This is a genomic window from Aeromonas sp. PrichA-15 (genome assembly GCF_017939245.1).
GTDB classification, from domain to species: domain Bacteria; phylum Pseudomonadota; class Gammaproteobacteria; order Enterobacterales; family Aeromonadaceae; genus Aeromonas; species Aeromonas caviae.
Map to the genome: position 1 here is coordinate 1 of NZ_JAGKRH010000251.1, position 396 is coordinate 396.

The window sequence follows — 396 nt, forward strand, 5'->3', positions numbered from 1 at the left end:
ATCTGGATGGACGAACAAGCCATTAAGCAGTGGCATTGCCTGGTCCACCATGGCCGCCGAGGGAGAGGTTTCCACTACAGTGACACCGCCATTGAGACGGCCCTGATGCTAAAAGGCTTGTTCAAGTTGCCGCTGCGGGCGCTAGAAGGCTTCATTAACTCGTTGTTCCAACTGATGGCGGTGCCTTTGCAGTCGCCGGACTATAGCTGTATCAGCAAGCGCGCCAAGACCGTCGACATCAAGTACCGCCTCCCCAGCCAAGGCCCGGTGGCTCACTTGGTCATTGATGCCACCGGCCTCAAGGTCTATGGCGAAGGCGAATGGAAAATTCGCAAACACGGCAAGGAGAAGCGACGAGTGTGGCGCAAGCTCCACTTGGCGGTGGATGCCACAACC

Annotated in this window: 1 protein-coding gene; it reads left to right on the plus strand. The window is 57.3% G+C overall.

Annotation, left to right across the window (positions count from 1 at the left end; genetic code table 11):
• Nucleotides 1–396: IS5 family transposase (locus J9889_RS20590; protein WP_210557923.1), on the plus strand; the 396-nt coding region annotated here is incomplete at both ends.